This window comes from Blastopirellula marina (assembly GCF_002967765.1).
GTDB classification, from domain to species: Bacteria; Planctomycetota; Planctomycetia; order Pirellulales; family Pirellulaceae; genus Bremerella; species Bremerella marina_A.
The window spans coordinates 220,153-241,229 of the sequence record NZ_PUHY01000004.1 but is presented as its reverse complement, the minus strand read 5'-3'; the positions used below and the strand labels follow the sequence as shown (position 1 = coordinate 241,229).

15 protein-coding genes are annotated in these 21,077 nt (G+C 53.7%); 9 read left to right on the top strand and 6 right to left on the bottom strand.

What is annotated here, in order from left to right; translation table 11 throughout:
* Positions 1-172: 172 nt before the first annotated feature.
* The gene (locus C5Y83_RS02355; protein ID WP_105328045.1) at positions 173-2,947 is read right to left on the bottom strand and encodes a TolC family protein; all 2,775 of its coding nucleotides are present in this window, start codon (positions 2,945-2,947) and stop codon (positions 173-175) included.
* A gap of 16 nt (positions 2,948-2,963) precedes the next feature.
* Positions 2,964-3,476, bottom strand: coding sequence for a MarR family winged helix-turn-helix transcriptional regulator (locus C5Y83_RS02350; protein WP_158262196.1), 513 nt, complete (start codon positions 3,474-3,476; stop codon positions 2,964-2,966).
* A gap of 467 nt (positions 3,477-3,943) precedes the next feature.
* Between C5Y83_RS02350 and C5Y83_RS02345 the strand changes: the two genes are divergently transcribed.
* The 3 genes from C5Y83_RS02345 (at position 3,944) to C5Y83_RS02335 (ending at position 7,554) form a co-directional block, all read left to right on the top strand.
* Entirely contained in the window at positions 3,944-5,443 is a 1,500-nt protein-coding gene (locus tag C5Y83_RS02345; RefSeq protein ID WP_105328043.1) for a hypothetical protein, read from the top strand.
* Between the two features lie 304 nt (positions 5,444-5,747).
* A complete protein-coding gene (locus C5Y83_RS02340; protein WP_158262195.1) occupies positions 5,748-6,560 on the top strand; it encodes a rhomboid family intramembrane serine protease in 813 nt (270 codons plus the stop codon).
* Between the two features lie 31 nt (positions 6,561-6,591).
* Positions 6,592-7,554 carry a formylglycine-generating enzyme family protein gene (locus tag C5Y83_RS02335; protein WP_105328041.1) on the top strand — a complete coding sequence of 321 codons (963 nt, stop codon included), beginning with the start codon at positions 6,592-6,594 and terminating at the stop codon, positions 7,552-7,554.
* Here the strand turns inward: C5Y83_RS02335 and C5Y83_RS02330 are convergent.
* Together C5Y83_RS02330 and C5Y83_RS02325 are read right to left on the bottom strand one after the other, a co-directional pair.
* Entirely contained in the window at positions 7,551-8,333 is a 783-nt protein-coding gene (locus C5Y83_RS02330) for an aldo/keto reductase (protein WP_105328040.1), read from the bottom strand. The two genes, C5Y83_RS02335 and C5Y83_RS02330, sit on opposite strands and share 4 nt — an antisense overlap.
* A 26-nt stretch (positions 8,334-8,359) precedes the next feature.
* Positions 8,360-9,583 carry an FAD-dependent oxidoreductase gene (locus C5Y83_RS02325; RefSeq protein WP_105328039.1) on the bottom strand — a complete coding sequence of 408 codons (1,224 nt, stop codon included), beginning with the start codon at positions 9,581-9,583 and terminating at the stop codon, positions 8,360-8,362.
* Between the two features lie 248 nt (positions 9,584-9,831).
* On the opposite strand from C5Y83_RS02325, the gene C5Y83_RS02320 reads away from it, so the two are divergent.
* The 3 genes from C5Y83_RS02320 to C5Y83_RS02310 all read left to right on the top strand — a co-directional run bounded on the left by C5Y83_RS02320 (position 9,832) and on the right by C5Y83_RS02310 (position 15,928).
* On the top strand, positions 9,832-14,055 hold the full coding sequence (locus C5Y83_RS02320; protein WP_105328038.1) for a c-type cytochrome: 4,224 nt from the start codon (positions 9,832-9,834) through the stop codon (positions 14,053-14,055).
* Positions 14,056-14,301: 246 nt separating this feature from the next.
* Entirely contained in the window at positions 14,302-15,369 is a 1,068-nt protein-coding gene (locus C5Y83_RS02315; RefSeq protein WP_105328037.1) for a DUF1559 domain-containing protein, read from the top strand.
* A 118-nt stretch (positions 15,370-15,487) separates the two neighbouring features.
* Positions 15,488-15,928 carry a carboxypeptidase-like regulatory domain-containing protein gene (locus tag C5Y83_RS02310; RefSeq protein ID WP_105328036.1) on the top strand — a complete coding sequence of 147 codons (441 nt, stop codon included), beginning with the start codon at positions 15,488-15,490 and terminating at the stop codon, positions 15,926-15,928.
* A gap of 113 nt (positions 15,929-16,041) precedes the next feature.
* On the opposite strand, the gene speA is transcribed toward C5Y83_RS02310, so the two are convergent.
* A complete protein-coding gene (gene speA, locus C5Y83_RS02305) occupies positions 16,042-17,946 on the bottom strand; it encodes a biosynthetic arginine decarboxylase (protein WP_105328035.1) in 1,905 nt (634 codons plus the stop codon).
* 152 nt (positions 17,947-18,098) lie between these two features.
* Here speA and C5Y83_RS02300 point away from each other — a divergent pair, with 152 nt between their 5' ends.
* Complete coding sequence (locus C5Y83_RS02300; protein ID WP_105328034.1) at positions 18,099-18,986, top strand: hypothetical protein; 888 nt, start codon at positions 18,099-18,101, stop codon at positions 18,984-18,986.
* 3 nt (positions 18,987-18,989) lie between these two features.
* Here C5Y83_RS02300 and C5Y83_RS02295 read toward each other — a convergent pair whose 3' ends face one another.
* On the bottom strand, positions 18,990-19,436 hold the full coding sequence (locus C5Y83_RS02295; RefSeq protein WP_105328033.1) for a DUF6314 family protein: 447 nt from the start codon (positions 19,434-19,436) through the stop codon (positions 18,990-18,992).
* A 221-nt stretch (positions 19,437-19,657) separates the two neighbouring features.
* Here C5Y83_RS02295 and C5Y83_RS02290 point away from each other — a divergent pair, with 221 nt between their 5' ends.
* Both C5Y83_RS02290 and C5Y83_RS02285 read left to right on the top strand, forming a co-directional pair.
* Positions 19,658-20,599, top strand: a complete 942-nt coding sequence (locus C5Y83_RS02290; RefSeq protein WP_105328032.1) for a DUF1559 domain-containing protein — start codon at positions 19,658-19,660, stop codon at positions 20,597-20,599.
* Positions 20,600-20,650: 51 nt separating this feature from the next.
* A complete protein-coding gene (locus tag C5Y83_RS02285) occupies positions 20,651-21,061 on the top strand; it encodes a hypothetical protein (protein WP_146117597.1) in 411 nt (136 codons plus the stop codon).
* The last annotated feature ends 16 nt before the right edge of the window (positions 21,062-21,077 follow it).

Below are 21,077 nucleotides of genomic sequence, written 5' to 3'. Positions count from 1 at the left end.
CCCGCGAGTCGCGAAATGATTCCCTCAGGCACCTAAAGATTGTCGAAACATTTGTCAGCTTGATGGTCAATTCTTTCTGTTGGGCGAGGAACAAGCAACAGGGCGAACTCGCCATTTACGCAAAACACAGAAAATAGGGAACTTGCGACTGTATTTTCCTAGCAATGCCCGTCTATTCTGGCGGCTCAAGCTGGGGATTCGCAGGTACCGCCTCAGCGGGCTGTAATATCTGACCTGGCGGCAACTCTTCCAGAATTTCAACTGGGGTATCAGGATCGTCCGCCGGATTGGCCTCAGTTCGCGACTCGATCCCCTCTAATAGTTGTTGTTCTTGATGAAAGTCAGGCAGATCGCTCTGTGTTCCCATGTTTTCGACCTGCTCTTCCCAGAATTTTCCATCGACCGGCCCCGGATCGATCCAAATTCCTCGATCATCCAGTTGAATGGTCCCCATATCGACGTCCAATCCGCGACGAAGCACTTCGTAGCTCACGCCGACCGTCAAAATATCGTTCTGGGCCGATAGCAAACTATCCAACGCGTTCAACAAGTCACGAGCCGTACTCGAATCGAATTGCTGATTGGTTTGATTCGGCTTGGCCGGTTCCTGCAATCGCAATTGGGTACGTTCCACCTGTGAAATCGCCACCTGGACCGCCGCACGTCGCAGTTCAAAGTTGATGCGATTCAAGTCCATCGTTCGAAGCGTACTTCGTAGCCCCTGGCTGATTCGGTCGCGGTACTGGTAGTAATCGCGCCGTGTCCGCTGAAAGGCGATCAAAGATTCTCGATAATTGTTACGTTCGATCAGGCGTGTTAACGGCGCGTCCCATTCAAGACCGGCACGTAAGCGACCGTTGTCACTATTGAATTTGACAGGGTTGTCACCACCTACGTTTCCGATTTCGCCGGTGAAGACCACGTCGAGATCGCTCAGTAAGTCGTTCGCCACGATCTGAATGTTTCGCCACGAGTCGACGTAAGCTGCTTGAGCATTCATCCAGTCGAGTCGGTGAATGCGAGCCACCTTCAACGCCGTGTCCGAATTAATATCGACCGGAACCAGGCTTACCGTTTCGGTACGAGCTCGGGCTTGGACTAATTGCAGACTGAGGACATCGGCGATCAGGGTCTGAATTTCGTCAGGCACCGGATCGAAGACAACCGCCTTGGCTCGCTGATACAGTTGCTTGGAATCGAGGTTAGGTCCTTGCTCGGTGAGAGTTCCAACTTCCTGATCGATGCGATCGAGAATCTCGCGATGCTGGGCGAATCGATCGCGGAGATCATCCAAGATTGCTCGGAGTTGCGGTGGCAGTTCTTCCAAGCGACGCGTGCTAAGCACCCCGTTAGACACCACTTCCGGCGGAACGTCTTCGCTGTAACCGGCGAGCTTCTCTTGAATCTTCTTCAAGTCGGTCACTCGGCTAGGTAACACGTTCTCCAAACGGGTGACATCCTCTTCCACGAGCGGGTACAAGTCTTCATTGATCAGCTGCAAAATCGCCTTCAACTGACCGGTCATCGTTCGCAGATTTTGCAAACGCTGATTCACCTCGTCGCTCCAGACTAACTCCGGATTAAAGGGCTGATTCGGATCGATTGCTTCAGGGTCTGGCAACACTTCCAGCAACGAAACACCTACCACCGACTGGATATCGTTCAACTTGTTGGTCACCGGCGTGAACACGGGATCGATCAGATTAAACTGCTCGAAGAAATTGTCCCGTTCCAGCTGTACGTTGATCTCTGGAGGAAGCCCCATATCGATCTTGAACTGGTCCAATGAGTTCTGGAGGGTTGTCTTGCTTTGTAGCAGCGAACTTTGCGTTTGAAACAAGGACTGTCGTGTCAGTTCCACCTGGAACGAGTCGATTCGTCCCGCCTCAAAGAAAGCTTCGAGCTGGGCCAGGCTGGTTCGTAGCGATGCGATGTTGCTCTCTTGGTTGCGAATCGTCTGCTGACGTTGCAATAGCCCGTAGTACCCGCTCGCGTTGAACGCACCACTGGGACCAATCGAAGGGATGCCGCCAACATTTCCAGGACTGGAGGTCAAACCACGGCCGGCGATAATATCCAAGTAGAACGATTGGTTAAAGCGTTCCATCGATCGAACCGACGCCAGCAAGTTGCGTTCTTGTTGCGTGAGATTCTCGAGCACCACTTTTCGTCCGCCATTACGCAATAGTGGCTGAACGAGTGAGAAGTCGATCAGAGAGTTCACCGAATGCGTGTTCGGACCTGAGAATTCCCACATGATGTTGTTCGCTAGACCAACGACCAATTGGCCACCAGTTGCGAACATCTTTTCCATTTGAATGTTGCGTGTGTTGGCCTCGAGCAAGCTGGACGAGCCACCACGGGCCGGCCCGGTCGAGGTGAAAAAGGTTTCGTAACCACCAAAGAATTGAGCGTCGAATTGAAATCGTTGGAAGCTAACATCGAGCGCGGAAATATAAAGGTCTTCTAGCGCACGCTGGTAGCTGGGCGAGTTCAAGCGGGCGATCTCAACCGCTTTGTCTCCATCGAGAATGAGAATCCCTTCTTCGTTCATCGGCAAGTAAGCCATCCAATTGGGGTTTGCAACGTCGGTAGTCACACCGTTGCGTTCCCAGCCCCAATAGGCTCGCTTCCCGTCGACAACTTCCATGTATTGATGAGCCGCCGGATCGTCCACCGGCATGGGGGGACAATCAGGGCTGAACGGGTCGAACATACGTGACCGCGGGTCAGGCGTGATGTTGGTGCGTTGCAAATCCCATCGCGGATCGTTGTTCTTTTCCGCGACGAGGAAATAGGCATCGTCGTCCGCTTGTGTCCGGTAAAACGCCTGAGAGCGGCATCCGGCCAACAAGACCCCGGCTATCAACGAACACAAGAGCATCGTCCAATAAATGGAATTGTTGGCAAACGATGCGTTCCGAGAATGAGCGGTATTATTTCGCATAGTGCCCCTGTTCCCTTTAGGCTGCGTGGGATTTGGAAAGGGAAGCCGGCGGAGTTGGTGCCGGTCGGGAATTTAACGAAGCCCCTAAAATCGCGACTAGCTTTCGCATTCCTGCGACCAGCGTTTGCGGATCAACCGGCAATTGATCGAATTGCCAGGCCTCACGGAAATGGGGCATGATCTTTTCCAGACGTTGTGTTCCGTCATCGGTTAGCGTCCAGAATTGGCGGCGACGGTCGTGCGGATCTCGCTGTGGCTCGATCCAATCATCCTGACGAAGCTGCTCGACGAGATGGCTTAACTGGGCAGGCGAAAGACCGACCATTTTCGCCAGAGCCGACTGCGAGAGCGACTTTCGCAGGTTTTGTTGGCAGAGGATCAGTATGAAAAAGGCATTCTCAGAGAGATGAAACGGAGCTACGACCTGAGCGATCGCGGCTCGCATCGTCTTCTCACATGATGCCATTTCGATTGCCATACCTATTAGTTCCACCGCATCCTGCGGTGTCGCTGGCTCGGAACTTGCCATAGATTCCATCCGTGGAATTTGGAAGGCAGCCTGCACCCTACCGGCCCACTCGGCCTGTACGATGGAAAAAGCTTTGGTTCATTCAAGAGCGAACCATTCCGGGGGAGAACGTTCCGCTGTCGATATCTTTCGACAAACAATCGTTCGAACTTGAACGATTTTGCCGGTTGTAGAGCCCTGCTTGCTGGCTATTTGTGACCTAACCTTTTCTAAGACTGGAAGTTAGGTAAATGCCTGCCCGTCAGGCTAGACTTGACGACCCAAAATACCCAATTTATGATCTGAAGGTGATTTCTGCGGAATGCCTACGCATTTTGCGTGAAATGCCAAGGGTCTGAAGTACAATACACGGATGGATTTGCGCGTCCCTATTGCCTCATGGAGGGTGAACGACGCCGATACGCGGATCCAAGCCTCAGTCTTTTCTGTCATCATCACGACCGTTACCTATCAGAACCTAGGCCCACATGACCGTCCTCTACATTGTCATTGCCGTGCTCGTTCTGCTGTTTGGGTTCTTCTCGTACCTGAACGCGGCCAACTGGAATGTTCTGCACGTGTTGGGCTTGTTCCTGACGTTTGGTGCTGGGTTTGCCTACCTGATTCTTTCTGCCGCCGTGCTCAAGACCGAGACGTCTTGGAAAAAGACGGCTGAGCAGCTGCAAGAACAACTAGCCACCCAGGAAGCGCGCGTCGAGCAATTACAGCATGGCTTCTCTATCGATCCGAAAACCGGTCGTCTAAATACCGTCGAAAACGAAACTGATAGCCTCTCCGGTGCCGAAGCGGAGTTGCGACGTGTGATGTACGATCGTGGACGCTTGTGGCGGAATGTGAATCGTGTCGGTGTTAACAACAACCAAATTAATCTGGCCCTGCCCCCGATCCAATCCGCAACGCCTACTGACCCGGACGCCCCTGCAGCGGGCCCAGCTCCCACGCAGCCTCCACGTTCGCTGGCGGTCAACGATATTGTTTATGCGTTCGGTCAAATGCCGTCGCCAGACAATCAGTCGATTGCTGTGCCGGCTTACTTCATCGGTGAATTCGTCGTTAAGTCGGTTAATGCGCAGAATTTGACCGTTGAACCAACCACCAAGCTCGATCAAACCCAGCAACAAGTGATCAACTTGAAGAATCCTTGGATGCTGTACGACAAGATGCCCGTCGACGAGCACCAAATCTTCGAAAGCATGGACGACGAGAAACTGGCTGCCGTCATCCGAGGTGCCTGCTCGCGGCTCGGCCTCCCTCAGCCGCTGGCTGACGAAATGGTCGTTCGTTTCCAACGCACCGGTGAACCAGCGCAGAATGACGATCCAGAATTGGCGGTCATGAGCAAGGTCACCTTCGAACAGGACTACGAAGTTCCGGTCGATGCCGAAACAGAAACCTCAGGCGTTACGCAAGAGTTCGAACCAGCTTCTGGTTTGGCCGCCGCTGGCTTCCTGAAACAGGGTTCTCCGACTAAGTTCACCAAGGGAACCCAGGTCATCATGTCGACCACAGGTGACAAAGGGAAAGCACTGGTTGATCAGGGCATCGTCAAGATCGACGAACGACTTTACTACCGCCCACTCAACGACTTCGCATTCCAATTCCATGCTTACAAGGCTCAAGTCGAAGATCTGCAAGACACAGCTTATGTGCTAAACAAGTCGATCGATATGCTGAAAGCATCGGAACAAGTCGCCAAAGATGTTGTGGCTTACCGCACGCAAGAAAAGACGAAGTTACAGGACGACAAGACCAAAGTCGTTTACGAGCAGGAGCAGATCGCCGAGTACAAGACTCGCCTGATGGACTTCCTGACTCAAACGCTGAAGACGAACAGCCAACTCTATCGGACGAACCAGACTTTGGTGGAAGAGCTGAAGCGTGTTAGCGACGCGGTCCTGCAAAAGCTCGAGCAAGAGCAGCGTAATCAAGATAGCTCAAGTTCCGACTCGTTGACGCTGGCCAACTAGTTTGCCAGTACAAGCGTTTCAGCTCCTGCGTAAATTCGAAGTGTAAAACGTTCTGGGTGTCCGTGAACGTCGCTGGCGGGGGATGCGTAAGTCGCTATAGCCCCTAAGCTATCACCCTCTCAAGACTTGCAGGCCGCGCAAGATCTGCGGTTTCTGGAACTGCACTGCACTTTTTTCCTCGGCGCACCTAAGATAAGTTGTGTAAATGCTCGTAGTACTTTCTACGAGCACAGATACAGCACCCTGCTTGGGTTAGGAAATGGGTCTCTACGATCGGGAATATTACCGCGAACCAGAAGGGCAAATGTCTTTCAATTTGGAAGGACAGTCTGCCACCATGCTGTTGGTGTATACCAACATTGGGATCTTTCTGGCGGATTGGTTATTCCAGCTTCAACTGGCGAACAACTTCGGTGTTCACGCCGATACGCTTTACAATCCGATTCTGTGGTACCAGTACTTAACCTACGGGTTTCTCCACTCCACAACGACGATTTGGCATATCGTGATGAATATGTTCGTCCTGTGGATGTTTGGGCGAATCGTCGAAGACCGTTACGGGAAAGCTGAGTTCCTGAAGATCTATTTCATCAGCATTCTTGTATGCGGCATCGTCTGGAACTTGGTGACGATGGCAACATTTGGTGCGAATCACCAGATCTTGATGGTGGGAGCCTCGGGGGCGATCTCGACCATTATGACACTATTCATCTGCCTCTATCCGAAGATGACGCTCTACCTCAGCTTTATCTTCCCGGTTCCGGCATGGGTAGCTGGTGTCATCATCCTGCTGCTCAACCTGTTCGGAACGGACGAGCAAGTTGCCTACTCTGCTCACTTAGCTGGTATCGGGCTCGGCTTGGCGTATTTCTTCAGCGGTATCCGCTTCGGCAGTTTCATTCCCAGCAAATTCGCGATACCTAAATTGTCGATTCGATCTCGACCACGACTTCGGGTCCATACCGAAGAAGAAGAGTATGATCCCTACAACGACTCCGACGAAGAAGCGGAACGCATCTTGGACAAGGTCCGCGAATCAGGCATGGATTCGCTTTCCGAAACCGAGCGACGGAAGCTCGAGGCCTACAGCCGGCGCATGCGGCAGAAACTAAGCTGACGCATTCGTTGTGTCAGCCTGAGGAGCATGGATGAACCGAAGGCCCAATCGATCGATCATATTGCTTGTTGCATTCGGAACGCTATTTATCGCTGGGACTGTTGTCTATCAAAACCAAAGCGGTGAGCAAGATGCTGCTCCGCCCGATCTAGCGATTGCGTCGGAAAATGCGACACGGAACGAACCTCAAGGTGGGGTCAGCATTGCTGGTGGCATCTATTTAATTGGATACGACGCTGGTCCGCGCGACGTTCGTCCGTCGTGCCAGATCAAGCTTGCTCCATTCGTGATTGATTCGACGGAAGTCACAAACGCCATGTTCGCCGAGTTCGTCGAAGCCACCGGCTACATTACCGATGCCGAACGACGCGGGCAATCGCTTGTATTCGATCTTCAAAAGCAAACGTTTACGCAGCAGCAAGGTGCGAACTGGCAAACCCCAGCGGGGCCTGGCTCCTCGGCAGTTGGCAAACCAGACCACCCTGTCGTCCAGGTAAGCTGGTACGATGCCCAAGCCTACGCGAAGTGGGCCGGTAAAAGCTTGCCAACGGAATTCCAATGGGAAGCAGCTGCTCGAGGAAAGAATCTAGAACGAAGCTATCCCTGGGGGACGACGCTGAATCCAAATTCCAAGGCCATGGCGAACCTCTGGGAAGGAAACTTTCCAATTCGTGACCTAGGCACGGACGGCTACTCCGGTACTTCGCCGGTTGGAATCTATCCGCCCAGCGAGAACGGTCTGTTCGACTTAGCAGGCAACGTGTCTGAATGGACATCAAGCTGGTACGCAGCCGACAGCTACGATCGGATTACGCGCGAGAATCCCACTGGTCCGAATACGGGCGATGCAAGAGTTACGCGAGGTGGAAGCTGGCTTAGTTCCGACCAAACTGGCACCAGCGAAGCGATGGTCTGGTACCGCTCGAAACTATCTCCGGAGATGAGCAATAATTTCACCGGCTTTCGCTGCGTTCGCAATCAAACGCCCAACTAAGCGCCTTCGCTCATTGTTTCCAAACAGCGACGCGCAATCTCTAGATTATCGCCCATATGCTCGAGGTTAAGGCCGCCAATGACTAGGCTGCTGACACCTTTCTGGCGTAGCACAAAAGGAATCGCGTCCGCGGCAGGAAGGTGCCCGGAGGCCAATCCTTTCTTGACCAGTACACCGAGCCCGCGATTTGCTGCGTCTTCAATCACGTCGGCATGACCCTGATCTTCAACGTTGAACTCGACCATCAACAGGTCCGCCCACTCGAGTGCCATGGTTGCTGCCTGAGGCGTTTTGCCCGACAAGCCTATCGCCCGAATATCACCCGCCTCCTTCAACGATTGCAGCGTCTCGACAACCGGCGACTCGGTGAGCACCTCGACGTCGTTCGCGGGCGTATGAATCAAGACGATATCAAGAACATCACGGCGCAAGAGCCGCAGGCTATTCGCAACGCTGGTTCGTACCGATAACTCGTCGAAAACGTAGCGAGATTCACCATCGTGGAAAAGCTCGCCCACCTTGGTTGAAACCACAACCGAATCCGATCGTTGAGCAAGCCAATTCCCGATACGTTCTTCGCTGAGTCCATAAGCCGGAGCCGTATCGAAATGGCAGATTCCCATCTCGATCAAGCCATCTAACAAATGGGCAACACCAGCTTCATCAGGTAAATCGTAGGCTGATGGATATTTGATCTTCGCGTTGCGTCCTATCTTAAACGCTCCGAAACCAATCGGTGCGACATGAAGCCCTGTATTTCCTAGTGCCCTGGTATACATGCTGCCCTTTCGGCTCGACAAATTCACTAGGCTGCGGCGGAAGCGGAGCGTGCAACCGAGGTCCACATGGTTTCACGATCCCAGGGAGCCTTGGCAACGCTTGGCCTTGCCCAGTCGGCGAGAATAGTGGAACTCATCGAGATATTGGAAGCACGTTTCGCGACTGTCTCGCTCAAGTGATCTACCAACTGCGGCACCAATACCAGCTTGGTTGGCCAAGCCGTCAAAAGATTGCCGTCTTTCTCAACGCGAAATGATTCGGGTCGACCACCTGTGACGGTCGTCCCCTCTGCTCGCTCGACACGGTAGGTTGACCACTTTGCCGCTTCGAGATTCAGTCCTGGCAGAGTTGACGAAAGCTCGCGCTGAGCCTTAGCAATCAAGATCTCACGGTCCTTTGCAACGCCCTCTTCTGCGAGTTGACCACCGACCTGCCAGACAATTTCGCCTTGCTCGCTCCGCGCCGAGGTTATCGATACCCGTGTCGTGGCCCCATCGACACAATGCCCGTAGAACTCTGGCAGGCCACCTTGGACCATCACCATGTGCAGCGGACGCGTCTGTTGCTTGTTCGGATCGAGTCCAGCTGATTGACGTAACGCAGCATTCCCAAGTCCAGCGGTAAGGACGATCCAATCGGCGACAACTTCCACCTGGTTTCCATTTGGCGAAGTCACTATCGCGGAGCTAACATTGCCATCGTTAGCTCGGATGAAGCGAACACCTCCCTCCCTGGCGACCTGAACGATCTGCTGCGAGTTCGTCTCCGCGAGATTCTCTAAAAACGAACCGCACGAGATGACTTGCTCGCCGACACGGAAAATGGCGCCGGGACAGGCTCGCAAGATATCGGGGGCATTATGAGGACTAACCGCTTTCGGAGTGACCTGAAGCCCCAGACGTGCCCCGAGCATCCCTAGTTTGGATGACGCGGAGTTAGTTCCCCACAGGTAAAACGATTGCGAACGGACTTCCGTTTTCGAAAGATCTGGCCGTGATCCCCCCTCAAGGCATTTTCTCCATAGGCTAGGCATCTCGCGGGCCTGTCGGGCAGAAGCCGTAAGTAGGCCCTGTAGCGAGTACTTCAAACCGCTATGCAAGATTCCTTGTGCGGCGATTGTTTGCCCCGTGCCGAGAGCTTGGCTTTCCAGCAGCAACGCAGATCGGCCGTCGCGACGAAGCCGGTCTAGTAGCCAAAGGCCCGTCGCTCCTCCGCCGATAATCAATGCGTTGGTTTGTATTCTTTCCATCTTCCCTAACCTCGATCGAGCCCGAAATCCGTCGCTTCGGCAGTGTAGGAAGAATGCTCAGTTCAGGGCAAGGTCAATGCGAACCCCCAAATCGCCACTTCTCTCCCCCGAATCGGCTGGCTGGCAAAGACAAAAACCGTTACCAAGACAGACCTTAAAGCTCGACCTGGAGCTCGTTTTGGGCTAAGTTGAACTTCCAAGCCCTCCTTTCGACCGCCTACCCGTTTCTCCTCTGCAGGATTCAGCGAATGCGTTTTCTCGCGCCAGCGTTATTTCTCACTCTCGCAACGATTACCTGGCTTGCCACTCCAGCCACTGCCCAGTTCGAGGAAGACTTTGGCCGTGGCATGATCACGACCATTCGCGGCACCGATGGCTCGCAGTGCGTCCGCATTGATTCGACCGTTTCGTTCGATTGGCAAAACTCGGCACCAGATCCGCGAATCAGCGATGGTAAGTTCAGCGCGCGATGGGATGGCCTGCTCCTAAGCCGCACGTCCGGCGAATACACCATCCATGCCCACGTAAGCGGGAAAGCACGGGTGATCTTGGAAGGGGAAACGGTCCTCAACGTCGATACCGATAGGCCGAAGTGGGTTTCGGGCAAACCATTGTCGATGAAATTTGACTGGCATCCCTTCCAAGTCGATTTCGCCAAGACGAATGACAACGCAGAACTACGGTTATTCTGGTCAGGCCCTGACTTTCCCCTGGAACCAATTCCTGCGGAGTATTTCTATCACGATATCGATAAAACCATCGAGCAACCCTTTGAGCGCGGACGCGAACTCGTGGCGGGCTTTCGCTGCGTTGCTTGTCATGAAATGCAAGGAGAAACCACTGCCCTGAAAGCGCCGTCTTTGGCGGCATTGAGCGGCAATATTTCCGAACCATGGCTGCGTGATTGGCTGGGAAGCCATATCCAGGAAGCGGCCAATGACTCGCTGCGAAGAATGCCGCACTTCGACTTATCGGCCGACGATGTCGAGGCGGTCGTTGAGTATTTGCTTTCGGAATCGAAACCACGCACGAAAGAGAAGTCGCTACCAGCAAAGGGCTCGGCCGCCAGTGGTCGAAACCTGGTGCTTACGCTCGGTTGTACCGCATGCCATAAGATTGGCGAACTCGGTACGGCGAACGTCATGGGTGGCCCAGAGCTGACCAACATCGCCGAGAAACGCCCACAAGGTTACTTTCAAACCTGGCTAAAGGATCCAGCGAAGCTAAATGCGGATCACCGGATGCCAGTCTACGACCTTAATCCCAAAGAACGTGATGATATCGCCCAGTTCTTGGCTTCGCTCAGCCGTGAGAATGGTAAAGCACGAACTCCGATTCGTGATTTCGATCCACGTAAAGTGAAGCGGGGCAGGGAGGTTGTTGCCGCGAACCGTTGTAATGCCTGTCATCAAATGCCGGGTGCCGCGATACTGCCCCCCGGAGAGGAAATTACTCCGCTTGGTCCCGGCAATCTTTGGCGTGAGGCCTGTCTCACCGATCCGGTTGCCGAGACCGGACAGCCAGGATACAAGCTGGCGGAGGAAGACCGCGAAGCAATCAAGACGTACATTCGACAGCGCTCGCGCGCGATCCATCAAGCGAAAGAGCAGGTTGATGCCGCTTGGGTCTTGACGAAGAACAACTGCCTCTCTTGCCATCCACGTGGCGTCGAAGGAGGCTTATCGGACGTCGCCAAACATGTCAGTGATGTCCATGGTAAGTTGGCTTCATTGCTGCCAGCCATGGTGCCTCCTTCCTTAAATAGCGTGGGAGACAAACTTCACAACGATGCGCTGCTTGCGGCAATTCGCCGTAATGAACCGACGCACCGGCCTTGGCTCAAGGTCCGTATGCCGAAGTTCGATTTGACCGAGCAGGAACAAGCAGCCCTAGTTGATTTCTTTGTCGCTCAGGACCGCATCCCGGAGAATGGGCCGGCGATGATCGACGTTCCGCAGAGCGACGGCTTGGCGGCCACGGTCGCTGGGTCTCGTCTTGTGACGACCGATGGCTTCGGTTGTACCAGTTGTCACCAGGTCGGCCAGATGGTGCCTCCCAAAGCACCGCTGAACGCCAAAGGGCCTGACTTGTCGATGCTTGGCAAAAGAATTCGAGAACCATGGTTCTATCGCTGGGTGCACGATCCTGCACGAATCGTTCCGCGCATGGAGATGCCCAGTGTCAAACTGCCTGTACAAGGCATCCTCGATAACGATGTCGACACCCAACTGGCGGCTGTCTGGCATGTACTGAATACGCCAGACTTCACCCCGCCGAAACCTGATCCGGTCCGAATTGTTCGACATGACGGTCGACGAGAAGCCGCCGTTCGACCGATTGTGCTGACCGATGTGATGAAACTGGATGCGAAGCAGGTATTGATCAAACCTCTACTGGTTGGTCTCCCCAATCGAAACAATGTCTTGTACGACCTCGAATCCGCCTCGCTCAAACAGTGGTGGGTTGGAGACATCGCACGACAACGCAGCGAGGGCAAAACGTGGCACTGGGAAGCTGGTGGTCGCGGCCTCTTGCAAGAGACTGCCAATGGACCGGAGATTCTTCTTAAGGATGCCGCTGGGAAGCTGCGGAAACCGATTCGCGATGGTCAGTTCTTCACCCGTTTTAAGGAGATTGACTATGAAGGGGAGCGTGTTTCTTGGACGCACGACTTAAAGTTCGGTGGTTCAGATGCCGTGCCCCTCAGCGTTCGGCAAATGCTCTCGCCCGAATGGACGAGCGAGGATCAACCCATCAATTCGTTCCGCCGCGTACTGACGTTTGCAGACATCCCCGCAGGTAGCAAGGTCGGCTTGCAACTTCCCAAACAGTCGCTCGCTGGACCATTCGAGCGAGATACCTCGATCAGCGAATCATTCCGCTTTACCTCCGGCGATGTGCGTATCGACGTCGACAAGTCACCTGGAGTCAGCGTGGACGACCAAGGTGTGGTTTGGATTTCCTCGGGCGACGACTCGACGATCTCGATGACATTTCATTTGGATCTGCCAGGTGAGATTCTGCAGCCTACGCCGGAGATTCCAGAACGCAAGTCGGCAGCCGTGCAGTTGGATATCATCCCCGGTTGGAATGCGGCCCGGCTTCCGATTACGACCGAAATGATGCCGATTGCGATGGACTGGCAACCCGATGGAAGCCTGATTGCCGCATCGTTAAAGGGACGCATATGGAAACTTACCGACACCGATGGAGACGGGCTGGAAGACACCTACCAGCAGTTCGGGGATGAGTACGCAGCCCCTTACGGCTTGAAGGCGCACGAGAAGTATATCGACGTCGTCAACAAATACGCTTTGCTGCGGCTGTGGGATGAGAATGGTGATGGAAAAATTGAACGCGTGACTACCTTAGCCGACGGCTGGGGACATACCGATGACTATCACGACTGGGCGGTTGGCCTGCCTCAGGATGAAGAAGGGAACTACTACGTCGCAATTCCCTGCCAACAGGACGACCGTAGTGCAGAGGCAGCCAAGTATCGTGGAACCGTCTTAAAGCTGATCCCCGAATCGTCCAATCCAGAAGGGCAATCGTTCCGCATCGAAGAACTGACTGCCGGACATCGTTTTCCGATGGGAATCGCCCGTAACAAGGCAGGCGACTTGTTCGTGACCGACAACCAAGGCAACTGGAATCCATTCAACGAATTGAACCATGTCGTCCCTGGCCTCCGGTATGGATTCATCAACAAGATCGATCGTGTTCCAGGGTTTGCCCCTGAAGAGACTCCTCCGTCAATTGCCATTCCGCATCCTTGGACACGTAGTGTGAACGGCATCTGCTTTCTCGAAACTCCCGCGAACGAGCGGGAGAAACTAGGCTACGACCTCTACGGTCCCTGGGAAGGCGATATGATCGGCTGCGAATACGACACCAGACGTCTTGTCCGGATGAGCTTTGAACATGTGGGAGATGTCATCCAAGGTGCGGTCTACCCGCTGACAGTCGATCCACCCAAGGAGGCGGAAAAAGGTCTTCTAGGACCCATCAGCTGTGCCGTCGCTCCGGACGGAGATGTCTACGTCGGTAACATCCGTGATGCCGGGTGGGGAGGTGGTAACAACGTTGGTGCGTTTACCCGCATGCGGCCGAAGTCAGTTCATCTCCCCATGGGGATCGATGAAGTGACTTTGACACCGACTGGCTTTCAAATTCGCTTTACACAGCAAGTCGATGTGGCGTTAGGTACCCTTCCGTCGAACTATACTGTTGCGTCATATACCCGCGAATCCACACCTGCTTATGGTGGGGACGACAAAAAACGTCAACTAGAAAACGTAACTTCTGTCCAACTGTCCAATGATCGTCTCGTGGCCACCATCACTCTTGAATCCCCACTTCGAGAAGGGTTCGTGTACGAGATATTTCTCGATGATGAGGTCGCAGGCCAGGGTAAAACCCTTTGGCCCAAGGAAGCTCACTACACCATTCGAAGGGCTGCTGTCAACTAAAAGAAAATTGTCGCTACCTTTACAATTTCTTGGTGTTACTATAAAAGTTGGACGCACACTCAATTCATTTCCCCACATCTGAGTTGAGTGCCCACATCCTGCCCCAACGCAGAGGCCAGACACTTCCGACAGAAGTGTTTAATTTTTGCGGAATTATTTCTCAGGAACATGCCAGCAGTCGCGACAACGCTTGTCGCCGATAGCTGTCTTTTTACATCCCATCCATCATCTTCCAGGAACTTTGAAATGCAGTCTCAAGTTCAGCGCAACCGATTTGCGCGCACCGCGAATACACGCGGTTTCACACTCGTCGAATTGCTTGTGGTAATCGCCATCATCGGCGTTCTTATTGCCTTGCTTCTGCCGGCGGTTCAGCAGGCTCGTGAAGCGGCTCGCCGCATGCAGTGCTCGAACAACATGAAGCAACTTGGGTTGTCGTTACACAACTATCACGACACCTACGGTAAGTTCCCAGCTCGTAACATGGGCACCGGTACACCGGGATCTGGCTATCAGCGAACACGTATCAGCGGCATGATGGCCTTGCTACCGTTCTTCGAGCAGGAAGCGCTTTACAATCAGTTGATCCAGCCGGGTCAACTGGCTCCTTGGGACGGTGCTTTCGCTGGATTCAAACTGGACGCCCTGCTTTGTCCATCCGATGGCAGCACGGGCGTTCCAGCTGGCTCAGAGCGAGGGATTTACAACTACGTCTTCTGTGGTGGCGACAGCCTGAACGGCACAGCGACCGGCAGCGAAACCGCCCCCACACCACGCCCATCTCGTGGCCTTTTCGGATCGTATCAATGCTACGGCTTCCGTGATATGACCGACGGTACTTCCAATACGATCGCCCTGTCGGAGCTCGTTCGCCCGCTTGGTACCAGCGACATCGGCATGGTGTCCAGCAGCACCGGAATCACGACTCCTTCGGCTTGTAAAGCGACCTACGACTACACCAATCGTGCATACTACTCTGGTGGTTGGACCAGCGATACATCGCGTGGCTTCCGCTTCGCTGACGGTGCCGAGTACTTCTCCGGCTTTAACACCATCATGCCTCCGAACTCGCCTTCCTGCTTCAGCAGCAGTGGAAGTCACTGGTACCCAGGCATGTACAGTGCTGGCAGCCGCCACCCAGGCGGTGTGCTTTGCACCATGGGGGACGGTTCAACCAAGTTCGTCTCGGAAACGGTCGATACCGGCAACCAATCGGCAACTCCTCCAGCGTACAACGGATCGGGCTATTCCCCGTTCGGTGTCTGGGGTGCGATGGGCACTCGCAACGGTGGCGAAACCTACACTGCCAACTAGTGGTCTAACGCACCATGATTGGCTGACCAACGAACAAAGAGCGGGACAAATCAACGGCCCGCTTACTTGCCGACACGCGCTTGATTTTCTCTTTGAATTTCCGTTGGAGATTTCTCCCATGTTGATACGCACCACGATGCTTTGCTTGCTGGCCGTTGCCCTGGCTGGATGTACGTCAAGCGAAACTCCGCTCCCCGAAGGAGCACCACCGCTTTATAACGTTTCAGGACAGGTGACTTACCACAACAGTCCCGTGGCGGAAGCAATCGTCGTCTTTGCCCCAAAGAACGGCAAAGTCGGCGCGTCCGCACGTACTGACGCCGAAGGTCGATTCACCGCTCAGGCTTTTCCTCCTCACAAAGGCATGCCCGAAGGCGATTTTGCTGTGACCGTCACCAAGACCGAGTCGGTCGATGTGTCGGGTGGCGACCCAGATAACAAACAAACCAAGACCAAGTACATCATTCCCCAGAAGTTCGGCAATGCCAGCAAGTCGGGATTGAGTGTGAAGGTTACTTCTGCTGGTAATGACAACTTGGTACTAGAACTCAAGGATTAGTTCCCAGTTCGTATCTCGCCAACAGAAATGCCCTGCGAACATTGCCGGTAAACCGGGAATGCTCCAGGGCATTTTTCTTCCTTGAATCATGTGGCGAGCGGTCGCGATTTTGGCTATTCCAGATAGGTGTAGCCACGCAGCCCTGACTCGTAAAACTTCATGATCGCGCCTGCTTCCCGCTGCTCAATCACGCCCTTCTTGATCGACTGCTCGACGCTCCGCTGCATCTGTCGCGTGAGCTCTTCTTCGTTGTATTGCATGTAATGCAGCACTTCCTGCACTGTATCCCCCTTGATGATGTGGGTGAACGTGGGCTCACCTTGGTCATCCAGTTCCACGTGCACGGCGTTGGTATCGCCGAACAGGTTGTGCAGGTCGCCGAGTACCTCTTGGTAAGCCCCTACGAGGAACGCAGCCATGTAATAAGGCTTTCCATCATAACGATGCAATTGCAACGTTCGCTTGATGTGACGGCGGTCGATGAACTGGTCGATCTTGCCATCGCTATCGCACGTGATGTCGCCGATCACCGCATGTCTTTGTGGTTCTTCATCCAGGCGATGGATCGGCATGATCGGGAATAGCTGACTAATTGCCCAGTTGTCCGGCAGCGACTGGAAAAGCGAGAAGTTACAGAAGTAGGTGTCGCACAACATGCGATCGAGCCCTTCGAACTCTTCCGGTACATGATCCAGCTCCGAGATCAAACCGCGAATCTTAAAGCAGAGATTCCAGTAAAGCGTCTCCGCCTCACTTCGCTCTTCCAAAGTCAGATTGCCGTTGCCGAACATGGATAACGCCATGTCCAAAGCCATTTGAGCATCGTGAAAACTCTCGAGCACCGTTCGTGGGCTGACTGAAGCGTATGCTTCTTTCAAATCGCGAAGGGGGGTCGGCGTATCCGCATCGATCTCTTTTTTCAGCTCGCCGAGCCCTTGTTCCGCAACCCCCAAGGTGCCAAACACGAGCACGCTATGGAAAGCAACGACCGCACGGCCGCTTTCCGACAACAAGTGCGGATGAGGAACCTCCGCCTCGTTGCAGATCGATTGAACGTGCGATACGACGTCGCGGGCATATTCTTCCAACGTATAATTCATGCTGGAATGGAAGTCCGTTTGCGAGCCATCGTAGTCGACCCCCAAACCACCGCCGACATCCAGATATTTCAGCCCAGCACCACGTTTCGATAAGTCGACGTAGATGCGGGCCGCTTCGATCAGTGCAGCTTTCACGTAACGAATGTTGCTCACTTGGCTGCCCTGATGGTAATGCAGCAACTGGAAACAATCTTCCATCCCCCGCGATTTTAGTTCGTCCAGGGCTCGTAAGACTTCGGTCACGGTCAGGCCAAATTTACTGTGATAGCCGCCACTTGCCGACCAGCGTCCCTTACCACGCGAGGCCAGCTTGACGCGGAACCCAATCTTGGGCCGCACACCAATCTGTTCGGCGGTGCGAAGGATCAAATCGAGCTCGGTGTACTTTTCCACAACCGGAATGATTGTGCGTCCCAGCTTTTGACCATACATCGCAATTTCGATGTATTCGGCGTCTTTAAAGCCGTTGCAGATAATCGGGGTCGTATCGTCCGTCATTGCGATCACGGCAAGTAGCTCAGGCTTGCTACCTGCTTCCAGCCCGAAACCATAGGGACGACCGTAATCGAGCACTTCCTCAACTACGTGACGCTGCTGATTCACCTTGATCGGATAGATACACGAATACTTGTTCTGGTATTCGTAGTCATTGATCGCCGTGGCAAAAGCATCGTGGATTTCCTTCAGACGATTTTGCAGGATCTCGCTGAATCGAAGCAAGATCGGCAAGTCGATTCCTCGATCTTCCATGCGATCGACAACGGCTTTCAGGTCGATGCCATGTTCTGTCGACTTGGAGGGGTGAACAACAACGTTTCCAGATTCGTTAATACTGAAATAGTTCTTTCCCCAACGGTCGATTTCGTACAAATCGGTAGAATCGCCGATCGACCATCGGTTTCCGTTTTCTTTCAGCATGAGTTCCACTCTCCCTGGGCGCGTGTAGAACATAGAGTTGGGGTATCAGGCCGACATCTCGCAGGAAGCAATCTCCCTAATCGTTTGCGGCCAGCCTGGATGAAAGAGATGATTTTAGAACAAACTCCCGCCCCAACGGAAGGAACCTAAGGATGAATCTGGAACTTCGCTGGCAAGAAAATAGCTGGACAAGTTGCTTGCATGCGGCCCAAATTCTGTCCGGGAAAGCCCCAGAAAATGCCTCGGAAAGTCTTGTCACCCATGTTGCACCGGCTGCAAAGCGGCTTATTCAAGAGGTCGAACGAGCTGCGATCGCGCCGAAACTGTTCTGGCGACACGCTTTGCCGCTTTCGGCCCAGATGACCGGAAAGAGCGAACTGGCTGGCGTGGTATTGCGGAAAACGCGTGGCTTGGATGTGAGCGAATCTTCACATCGAGCGACAATCAGCGGTGCACTTGCGGATTTAGCCGTAGCGTACCAATCCGCCGTTCCCAAAGTGAACGAAGAGCTATCTTTGCGCCGCCGGCCGCTACAAGAGGCCTGGGAAGCTCGCGGTCCAGGTTTGATGTACTTTCTTAATCGCGTCCTTCCAGAAGAGTTCATCCCCGACCTTGCCTCGGTGATCCTCGTCCTTCCGGTCAGCGGTGGCCGGGGAACGGCTCACTTAAGCTACAACAGCCTCCGCATGGAAGCGATGCTATATGACCCTCACCCTCAACTGCCCGAAGTGGTACGTTTGGGATGGTTGATTTCACAACTGAATATCGATCTTCCCAAGTACAGTGAATTGATCGAACCCGACCGAATACCGATGGTCGCTCGACTGGCGACTCTGCCCGCAATACTGTACGCGGCAGAAGAGGTAGAACTGGTCAGGCCAGGAACGGTTTCCCTGGCTGAAGCGCTGAAGCTTTGGCAAGTCGCTCATGCTGGCCATGAAGCCCTTGCTGAAATCGTCACTCAGTGGTGGCAAACGCAAGAATCACGCCGAGCCGCTTGGCATGTCGCGCTCGCCGGCCTCGATCGCATGTTAGGTTAGAATTCACTCATAAATGTAGTGAATGGTTTCATCTTTCTTAGGACCAGTGATCCTCCACGTAAGTTCGATCGAACTAGAACCGATGACCAGGTCGGCCTGGTAGCAGTCCTCACGGCAAACGTGTGGACTGCGCGAGATCCACTGGCTCATGCTAATCGGGAGCAAATCAAACAGATAAACCGGCTGGTCTGGGCCAAATCGTAAGTGCTCGAGTCGAATCCCATCGACTACATCGCTCCAGCGGTAGATGTTGCGGAAATCGATCTGCCGCCCCTCTTCCGTTTTCCAGCTTCCTGTTTCGGTAAACAGAACCGAGCTCGAATCAAGTGAGGCGACCGAAACAGCCCCTCGGCCATTCCCTTGCCATCCACTCTTTTGCCCGTTCGTTACCGCACGAAATTCTAGACGAGTGACCTCGGCCAATCGCTTCATTAGTTCGTCGGAATTCATTACTTCTCTGCTCAACAGCTTGCAAACGCCACTCTTAGGAAGGGACGAACCGGCTCCCAGGAACCGCTTTTGATGTTATCCGATGGACAGAAAATGACCTATCTCCGAATCGTCGTTTAAGAACATTAGCTTGCTGTGAAAATGATCATGGTCTGCGCAATCCAGTATGCCTAGGATTGACTTTCAAAATTAATTCTTAGTCATTTCTTAGGACTAACGAAATGAAAACGAAGACACTTCGTGGTTTCACGCTCGTTGAATTGCTGGTCGTGATCGCAATTATTGGGGTGCTGGTTTCTCTCCTACTACCGGCCGTTCAGCAAGCCCGCGAAGCTGCTCGGCGAATGTCTTGCAGCAATAATTTGAAGCAAATCGGTATCGCGATGCATACCTATCACGATTCGATGCGCAGCTTTCCGCCCGGTTACTTTCAAACTTTAGGCTACGACGTTCGCCCTTTTAACACATCGGGACACCAATTCCGTTATTGCTACGCCCGCAGCATTCTTCCTTTTCTAGAGCAAGAAGCATTATGGGAGAAGCTCGATGCGGGTCAAAAGATCAATCAGCCGTCATGGGTCATTCCCGAAGTGACAACGATCGTGCCTGGATACATGTGCCCGTCTGACGGATCGAGTCCAAAGGTTTCCAAAGAAGGCTTTGGCGGCAACTATCTAGGGGTGCATGGGAACACGCGTTACTACGACCAAGCCGGTAACGCCGACGAACGGATGAACGGAATGTTCTTTGCCTTGTCGAAGGTTCGCATCGCCGATGTTCTGGACGGTACCAGCCACACGCTCATGGTGAGTGAAATCAACCTGATCCCAGAAGGTGGCGTGAATGCTTCCGTGACCGATCGACGTGGGATGTACAACATGTGCTACACCGGCAACGCAACGATCTCCGCTTACGTTACGCCCAACTCGGCTACACCGGATGTGCAAGAAGCAGGTCGCTTTGTGAACAACGAACAATTCGCACCAGCGGTGAGTGCAGGTTCGGGCGGAGTCTACGCAACGTACGCACGCAGCCATCATCCAGGCGGTGTGCAAGCGTTGCGCGTCGATGGTTCAGTAAGCTTCGTCGGCGAGACCATCGATAGTGCAACTTGGCAAGCCGCTGGCACGCGTGCCGGTGGCGAAGTCACGCTTGAGTGGTAATCGATCGCTCCCGTGCTTTCCTTCTATCCGAATCCTGATTGAGACATGCTCATGTTCGTCCCACGTTCTTTCCTGACAGGCTCGGTGATTGCCTGTTTTATGCTTACAGGTTGCGGTACGTCGGGTGACGGATTGACGCGTTTTCCTGTTTCGGGAACGGTAACCTACCAAGGTCAACCGATCGAAGAAGGCAAGCTGGTTCTCCTTCCTACTATGAATGAAACAGGGGGCGGACCAACACAGGTCATCATGATTGCGGAGGGACGTTTTGATGGTGAATCGACACCAGGTCACAAGCGAGTCGAGTTTTACGCCAGTTGGCCCAATGGCAAGACAATCACATTGGAAGATGGTCGACACGTGCCAGACACTGACACTTTGCCACCATCATGCAATGTGAACAGTAAGCTCGAACTCGACGTGAAAGCCGAACCCAACGTCAATCTGAACTGGGATCTATAACCGGCGATCAATTCAC

Coding starts and splice junctions, on each gene's coding strand:
- C5Y83_RS02345 (WP_105328043.1), top strand. CDS start 3,944: ATGACCGTCCTCTACATTGTCATTGCCGTGCTCGTTCTGCTGTTTGGG.
- C5Y83_RS02285 (WP_146117597.1), top strand. CDS start 20,651: ATGTTCGTCCCACGTTCTTTCCTGACAGGCTCGGTGATTGCCTGTTTT.
- C5Y83_RS02325 (WP_105328039.1), bottom strand. CDS start 9,583: ATGGAAAGAATACAAACCAACGCATTGATTATCGGCGGAGGAGCGACG.
- C5Y83_RS02310 (WP_105328036.1), top strand. CDS start 15,488: ATGTTGATACGCACCACGATGCTTTGCTTGCTGGCCGTTGCCCTGGCT.
- C5Y83_RS02350 (WP_158262196.1), bottom strand. CDS start 3,476: ATGGCAAGTTCCGAGCCAGCGACACCGCAGGATGCGGTGGAACTAATA.
- C5Y83_RS02320 (WP_105328038.1), top strand. CDS start 9,832: ATGCGTTTTCTCGCGCCAGCGTTATTTCTCACTCTCGCAACGATTACC.
- C5Y83_RS02335 (WP_105328041.1), top strand. CDS start 6,592: ATGAACCGAAGGCCCAATCGATCGATCATATTGCTTGTTGCATTCGGA.
- C5Y83_RS02300 (WP_105328034.1), top strand. CDS start 18,099: ATGAATCTGGAACTTCGCTGGCAAGAAAATAGCTGGACAAGTTGCTTG.
- C5Y83_RS02340 (WP_158262195.1), top strand. CDS start 5,748: ATGTCTTTCAATTTGGAAGGACAGTCTGCCACCATGCTGTTGGTGTAT.
- C5Y83_RS02315 (WP_105328037.1), top strand. CDS start 14,302: ATGCAGTCTCAAGTTCAGCGCAACCGATTTGCGCGCACCGCGAATACA.
- speA (WP_105328035.1), bottom strand. CDS start 17,946: ATGCTGAAAGAAAACGGAAACCGATGGTCGATCGGCGATTCTACCGAT.
- C5Y83_RS02330 (WP_105328040.1), bottom strand. CDS start 8,333: ATGTATACCAGGGCACTAGGAAATACAGGGCTTCATGTCGCACCGATT.
- C5Y83_RS02295 (WP_105328033.1), bottom strand. CDS start 19,436: ATGAATTCCGACGAACTAATGAAGCGATTGGCCGAGGTCACTCGTCTA.
- C5Y83_RS02355 (WP_105328045.1), bottom strand. CDS start 2,947: ATGCGAAATAATACCGCTCATTCTCGGAACGCATCGTTTGCCAACAAT.
- C5Y83_RS02290 (WP_105328032.1), top strand. CDS start 19,658: ATGAAAACGAAGACACTTCGTGGTTTCACGCTCGTTGAATTGCTGGTC.